This is a genomic window from Rhodococcus sp. NS-SX18 (assembly GCF_057367935.1).
Map to the genome: position 1 here is coordinate 4,311,250 of NZ_CM170633.1, position 6,847 is coordinate 4,318,096.

Consider the following 6,847-nt stretch of genomic DNA (forward strand, 5'->3'; position numbering starts at 1 on the left):
GCGATGCGACCTCACCGCGACCGCGTCGTTACCCTGTGGCAGTGACACCAGCAGAGCCCACCGGCCACGGACACGGACACGGCCACGGACACTTCTCCGGGCCCGTCCCTGTCGGACCCACCGCCGCGAAGGTCGTCGTCGGACTCCTCGTCGTGATCGGCATCGCCGTGCTCGCGGGCGCCGTCGCCCTGTGGCCGAGCCGCGAGGCCGTCGACATCCCCGCCCCGCTCCAGACCACCGGCGGCGGAGCCGTCGTCACCGAAGCCGGCACCGTCGTCGAACAGGACATCGGCGCGTGCGGCAGCAGTTCGGCCGGCCGCCCCTTCACCGGCGACCCCGTCCCGCCTCCCACCGAGGCCTACCAGTGCCAGCGCAGCATCGTCACGATCGATTCGGGCCCCAACGAGGGCACCCGCACCCTGCTCGAGATCGGGCCCGGCCCGGGGCAGCCCGACCTGCGTGTCGGCGAGGAGATCCGGCTCGTGCGGCAGGTCGACCCGTCCGGCGCCACCCAGTACTCGTTCTACGACTACGCCCGCAGTCTCCCGATCGCACTCATCATCACCGCCTTCGCCGTGGTCATCGTCGCCGTCGCCCGCTGGCGTGGCCTGCGCGCCCTGATCGGCCTGCTGATCGCGTTCGGTGTGCTCGTGGTGTTCATGCTCCCCGCGTTGCTCGACGGCAAACCCGCCGTGCCCGTCGCCCTGGTCGGTGGCGCGATCATCCTCTACGCCGTGCTGTACCTCGCGCACGGGGTCAACCTGCGCACGAGCTCGGCCCTGCTCGGCACCCTCGCGTCGATGTTGCTCGCCGCCGTGCTCTCGTACGTCACGATCCGGATGACCCATCTGACGGGACTGTCCGAGGAACAGAACACCGACGTGCAGCTCTACCTCGAACAGGTCAGCATCACCGGTCTGCTGCTCGCCGGATTCATCATCGGCTCCCTCGGCGTCCTCAACGACGTGACCATCACCCAGGCAGCCTCGGCCTTCGAACTGGCGGCGCTCGATCCCACCGCCTCGCGCCGGAAGGTGTTCTCCTCCGCGATGCGGGTCGGCCGCGACCACATCGCCAGCACGGTCTACACCCTCGTGCTGGCGTACGCCGGTGGCGCCCTGCCGCTGTTGCTGCTGTTCAGCGTCGCCGGCCGGTCCATGTCGGACGTGCTCACCGGCGACGCCGTCGCCATCGAGGTGGTGCGGGCGTGTGTGGGCGGTATCGCACTGGCGCTGTCCGTTCCGCTGACCACGGGCATTGCCGCGCTACTGGCCCGGCCCGGCGCCCCGGAGCCCGCAGCCCGCAAGGGCCGCCATGCGCGGTGACCGGTTCGACGGCCGCGGGCGTCGGTGAACGTGCGAACGATAGGTATTCTTCCCCTGTTGTCGTCCGGTGCGAGGGACCGGAGTCACGACACACGAGATCGAAGGGCAGGGGCCATGTTCTCCGAGCAGCACAGGCCTGCCGGCGCACCACCAGGAATAGGCACCACAACTTCGCCGGTCGCTCTGGACACCGACTGGGCCCAGGAGGAGCCGTCGGTCCTCCTGATCGAGGACGACGCCGGCGATGCGCTCATCGTCGAGGAGCTGGTGGCGGACAGCGCGCAGGGCATGCGCCTGGAATGGGTCCAGACGATGGCCGCGGCCCGCGCCGAACTGGCCGCCGGTCTGCCCGACTGCATCCTGCTGGATCTGCATCTGCCCGACGCCCAGGGCATGGACGCCCTCGCGCGAGTCCAGCAGTACGCCGCCGGCGTCCCGGTCGTGGTGCTCACCGGCCTCGCCGAGGAGCAGACGGGCCTGGCGGCGGTCGCTGCCGGCGCCCAGGACTATCTCGTCAAGGGCCGCGTGGAGCCGGACCTGTTCGGCCGGACCGTGCGCTACGCCATCCAGCGCAAGCAGGCCGAGCACGCCGCCGTCGCGTTGCAGGCCAGCCGGCTGCAAGCGCAGGAGAACACCCGCCTCGAACGCGGACTGCTGCCGTCGCCGATGCTGCACCACGCCGGCGACGTGGACATCGTGGCGCGGTACCGGCCCGGAAGTGAGCAGTCGCTGCTCGGCGGGGATTTCTACGACGTCGTGCAGACCGAGGACGGCGCCGTGCACGTGCTCATCGGCGACGTCTGCGGGCACGGTCCCGACGAGGCCGCCCTCGGGGTGAGCTTGCGGATCGCCTGGCGCACCCTCGTGATCACCGGCGTCACCGGTGTCGCCCAGTTGCAGAAGCTCGAACGGATCATGGTCGCCGAGCGGGCGAACGAACGGCATTTCGCCACCCTCACCAGTCTCGTCATGTCGCCGGACCGGCGCCGGGTGCAGGTGATGCGCGCCGGGCATCCGGGTCTGCTGCTGCACAGCTCCCGGGGGGTCGACTGGGTCGAGGCGCCCGGCGGACCCGCGCTCGGGTTGCTGCCCGGTGTCTCGACGTGGCCCGTGCACGAGTTGGAGCTGCCGGAGGGCGGCGGCATCATGATGTTCACCGACGGGCTGTTCGAGGGCCGGGTCGGCGACGGTGGGGAACGCCTCGGCGAGGAGGGGCTGCTGCGGCTGGCCCGCGAGGAGGGGCACCTGGCGCCCGAGGCCTTCGTCGACACCCTGATCGACCGGGCCGAGGCCCTGGCGGAAAGTCACGGAGGACTCGGCGACGACGTGGCCGTGGTGCACGTGCGATGGAGCGAGAAAGTAGCGGAGCAGACATGAGAGACCCGTCGATGCCCGAACCCAAGGTCGAGCGGGTGCGCTCGCGGTTGACGGTCCAGAGCTGGTTCCAGGTCGCCTTCGCGGTCCTTGCCGTGTTCGTCGTGCTCGGCACCATCGTGGGCGGGTACTTCATCCAGCGCACCGCGCAGATCACCGACGAGCTGGTCGACCAGATCCAGCCGGCCCGCGCCGAGGCGTACCGGCTGCAGGCGGCTCTGCTGGATCAGGAGACCGGCGCCCGCGGCTACGCCGCCACCGCCGACGTCGAGTTCCTCGCGCCGTACCTGACGGGCAAGCAGGTCGAGCAGGAGGCCTCCGACCGGATGCGGGAGTTCACCGCCGAACACCCGGAGCTGCTCGCCGACGTCGTCGAGATCGAGGCGGCGGCCGAGGCCTGGCGCACCGACTATGCCGACCCGCTCGTCGCGAGCGTCGTCCCCGGCGTCCCCGCCCCGGTGGATCCCGCGGCCACCGAGCGCGGCCGGACTGCGTTCGACGCGATGCGCACCCTGTTCGAGGAGCAGAACGCCGCACTCGTCCAGGCCCGTGCGGACGGCTACGACGACCTCGTGCAGGCCCGGACCATCCGCAACTCCGTGCTGGTGGCGATGGTGGCGGGCTTCCTGCTCACCGGCCTGCTCATGGTGATCCTGGTGCACAACCTCGTCGCCATGCCACTGGTCAGCCTGCGCGCGGCGACGCGGCGGGTCGTCGCAGACGGCAACTTCGACCAGCACATCCACCCTCAGGGCCCGAAGGACATCCGGATCCTGGCCCGGGACGTCGAGGCGATGCGTGGGCGCATCGTGTTCGCGCTGGCTGCCGCCCACACCCAGCACCAGCAACTCGCCCAGCAGAAGGCGGACCTCGACACCCAGGCCGAGGAACTGCGCCGTTCGAACGCCGAACTCGAGCAGTTCGCCTACGTCGCGTCCCACGACCTGCAGGAGCCGTTGCGCAAGGTCGCGTCGTTCTGTCAGCTGCTCGAGAAGCGCTACGGCGACAAGCTCGACGAGCGCGGCGCCCAGTACATCGCGTTCGCCGTCGACGGCGCCAAACGCATGCAGGTCCTCATCAACGACCTGCTGACCTTCTCCCGCGTCGGCCGGGTCAGCGACGACCACGTGCGCGTCGACCTGGATCAGCCGCTGGACAAGGCCGTGGCCAATCTCGCCGCCGCGATCGACGAGTCCGGCGTGCGCATCGAACGTCCCGAGAATCTCCCCGAGATCACGGGCGATCCGACCCTGCTGACGATGCTCTGGCAGAATCTGGTGGGCAACGCGATCAAGTTCCGCCACCCCGACCGCACTCCCACCGTGCAGATCACCTGCGACCGGGACGAGGGGGATCAGGACGGGCCCGGAGCCTGGACGTTGTGCGTCACGGACAACGGCATCGGCATCGACGCCGAGTTCGCCGAGAAGGTGTTCGTCATCTTCCAGCGTCTCCACGGCCGCGACGTCTACACCGGCACCGGCATCGGGCTGGCGGTGTGCAAGAAGATCGTCGAGTACCACGGTGGCAGGATCTGGATCGACACCGAGCACACCGAGGGCACCCGGTTCTGCTTCACGGTCCCCGCCCTGCCCGACGAAGAACCCGAAGCGCCCGCCCCGGCCGACGCCGACCTCGAAGGAGCCCCCGCATGACCCCCGCCGAGCCCATCGACGTCCTGCTGGTCGAAGACGACCCGGGCGACGAACTGATGACCCGCGAGGCCTTCGAGGACAACAAGATCGGCAACGAGCTGCACGTGGTCCGCGACGGCGAGGAGGCCCTGGACTTCCTGTACCAGCGCGGCGCGTACACCGAGGCGCCGCGTCCCGACCTGATCCTGCTCGACCTCAACCTGCCCAAGTACGACGGGCGGCAGGTCCTCGAGAAGATCAAGTCCGACCCGGATCTGTCCGACATCCCGGTCGTGGTGCTCACCACCTCGGCCGCCGAGGAGGACATCCTGCGCAGCTACCGGCTGCACGCCAACGCGTACGTCACCAAGCCGGTCGACCTCGACCAGTTCATCGGGGCGGTCCGGCAGATCGACGAGTTCTTCGTCCAGGTGGTGCGGCTGCCCCGCCGTCGCCAGTAGTCCCGGGCGGCCGGACCGGCGTCAGATGCTCCAGCGCATGGTGACGACGGTCCCGCTGTCGGCCGGGGCCACGGTCGCCGTGTCCGCCAAGGAGTTGATCAGGGTGAGGCCGTGCCCGCGCGAGCTCGTGCTCGGGTCGGTGTCGTTTGCGCGCCAGCTGCCCCGGTCGATGATGGCGACCTCGACCTGGCGGTCGGCCGGGATCAGCGTCGCCTCGAGGTCGAGCGTGCCCGATGCACCGTCGCGGTAGGCGTGCTCGACGGCGTTGGCGAGGGCCTCGTAGCTGGCCAGCAGCACGTCGCGGGCCAGCTCGGGGCTCACGTGCACCGCGTCGAGCCAGCGTTCCAGGGCTCGCCGCAGCACGGTCAGCTGGCCGGGCTCGGCGCGCACGCGCCGATAGGCAAGCGTGACCGAGTCGCACAGCGGGGTGTTCTGCGGCGAAAACATCGTTTGTACTCTAGCCTGTCGCGCTGGGCGCCATCGGGTTCGCGGGTCCCCGGCGGCGGACGGGGCCCGTCAGATGGGTAACCGCAGCTCCGGCGGCACTTCGATCGTCGGCAGCGGCGGTAGCGGCGGCAGCGTCGGCACCGGGATGTTCAGGCCGGGGATCAACGGCGGCGGTGCCGTGGCGGGGGTCGGCGGAGGCGGCACCACGCGCGCGGTCGTGGGGTCCTCGACCGGCGGGACGGTCGTGGTCGTCGTTGTCGGTGCCGGTGCCGGTGCGACGGCGGGCGCCGGCTGCGGGGTCGGCGACGGCGTCGTCACGATCACCTCGGTCTGCCGGATATCCGACTCGTCGTCGCCGGCGAGGGTGTTCTGGGCGCCGAGCGCCAAGCCGATCATGGCAACCACGCCCAGGGCGGTGCCGGCCAGCCCGGCCCCGCTGATCTGCCGTTTGGACACGTGCGGTTCGTGAGCGGTCGCCGCCCGCTTCCGCCTCGGTGTCCTGGTCTCGCCGGACGGGGCCGGTGCGGGCGACTCGGCACGCGACAGCCGCTCGGTGCGGTGCGGCGCCGTGCCGCCGGGCGGGACGATGCGTTCGGTCACCGCCGGCGGCACGAGCAGTTCGGTGACCGCCGGTTCCGCGGCGACGGCGCGCAGGGCGCCACCCTTGGCCAGGACGAGCTCGGGTTCGTGCGGAACCACGACGGGCAGCTTCGTCCACGTCTCGAGCACCCGGCGCACCAGGCGGACGTGGGCGCCCCCACCGAGCAGCACGATCGTCTCGGGCCGGGCGCCGGACCGCTGCACGACGTCGCGCACGAACCGCGCCGAGGCCTCGACGAGCGGGGTGATCAGCGGTTCGAACGTCTCCAGGGACATCAGGATCACGCCAGCGGTGCCCGGCACGGCGACGGCGTCGCTGCCGGACAGCTGTTCCTTCGCCGCGCGGCACTGGGCGACGAACTCCTCGTCCTGCGGGTCGTCGGGCCGCCACACGCCGTCCGAGCCGAGCAGGTGCAGGCGCACCGCGTCGTCGAACAGGCGCCCGGCCACGGACCCGGTGCGTTCGGTGTGCACGGCGCCGGTGCTGCGGTCGGCGACGGTGACGGTGAGTCCGGACGCGCCGAGGTCGTAGAGGACCGCGACGTCGGCGGTGAGCTCACCGGTGGCCCGCAGGTACGTCAGGGCCGCTTCGGACTCGCCGACGAGGCTGTACCGGTCGAGTCCCTGCTCGGCCATCGCGGCGCGGAGCCGTCCGGCCTCGGCGGCGTCGCGGTACACCAGGCCCGCGCGCTCGACGCTCTCGCCCGCGATGCCGGCCTGCACGAGCACGCCCACGGTCTGCGCCGCGAGGCGAGCCGGGTCGTCCTGTCTGGTCTCGACCACCTGGAACTGGTAACCCGCGGAAGGTGCGTCCGGATCGATCGGACGAACGATCCGGACGGCACTCGTCCCTGCGGTCACCCCGAGAACCGAACTCATCAGCCGCCTTCTGATCGTGTTGTGCGCCGCACAGCCTCCCCCGGCGCATCCCGACCGCCCGATGCTACCGAACGGTCCGGACAGACCCCCTGGCGAATTGGACATGCGGCCCGGCAACCGGACGAAT

At 71.0% G+C, this 6,847-nt stretch carries 6 protein-coding genes; 4 read left to right on the top strand and 2 right to left on the bottom strand.

Going from position 1 to position 6,847, the window contains the following annotated elements:
- The first annotated feature begins 35 nt into the window (after positions 1–35).
- The 4 genes from AC2IPW_RS19745 (at position 36) to AC2IPW_RS19760 (ending at position 4,794) form a co-directional block, all read left to right on the top strand.
- Positions 36–1,325, top strand: coding sequence for a YibE/F family protein (locus AC2IPW_RS19745; protein WP_486375449.1), 1,290 nt, complete (start codon positions 36–38; stop codon positions 1,323–1,325).
- Between the two features lie 114 nt (positions 1,326–1,439).
- A complete protein-coding gene (locus AC2IPW_RS19750) occupies positions 1,440–2,702 on the top strand; it encodes a PP2C family protein-serine/threonine phosphatase (protein WP_416061687.1) in 1,263 nt (420 codons plus the stop codon).
- An 11-nt stretch (positions 2,703–2,713) separates the two neighbouring features.
- Positions 2,714–4,354, top strand: coding sequence for a sensor histidine kinase (locus tag AC2IPW_RS19755; protein ID WP_486377035.1), 1,641 nt, complete (start codon positions 2,714–2,716; stop codon positions 4,352–4,354).
- Entirely contained in the window at positions 4,351–4,794 is a 444-nt protein-coding gene (locus AC2IPW_RS19760; RefSeq protein ID WP_003938889.1) for a response regulator, read from the top strand. Before AC2IPW_RS19755 ends, AC2IPW_RS19760 begins: the two co-directional genes overlap by 4 nt.
- 21 nt (positions 4,795–4,815) lie before the next feature.
- Here the strand turns inward: AC2IPW_RS19760 and AC2IPW_RS19765 are convergent, their stop codons facing one another.
- Positions 4,816–5,241: an ATP-binding protein gene (locus tag AC2IPW_RS19765; RefSeq protein ID WP_010593278.1), complete on the bottom strand. Its 426-nt coding sequence runs from the start codon at positions 5,239–5,241 to the stop codon at positions 4,816–4,818.
- A gap of 69 nt (positions 5,242–5,310) precedes the next feature.
- A complete protein-coding gene (locus AC2IPW_RS19770) occupies positions 5,311–6,720 on the bottom strand; it encodes a DUF7159 family protein (RefSeq protein ID WP_486375450.1) in 1,410 nt (469 codons plus the stop codon).
- Positions 6,721–6,847: the final 127 nt, after the last annotated feature.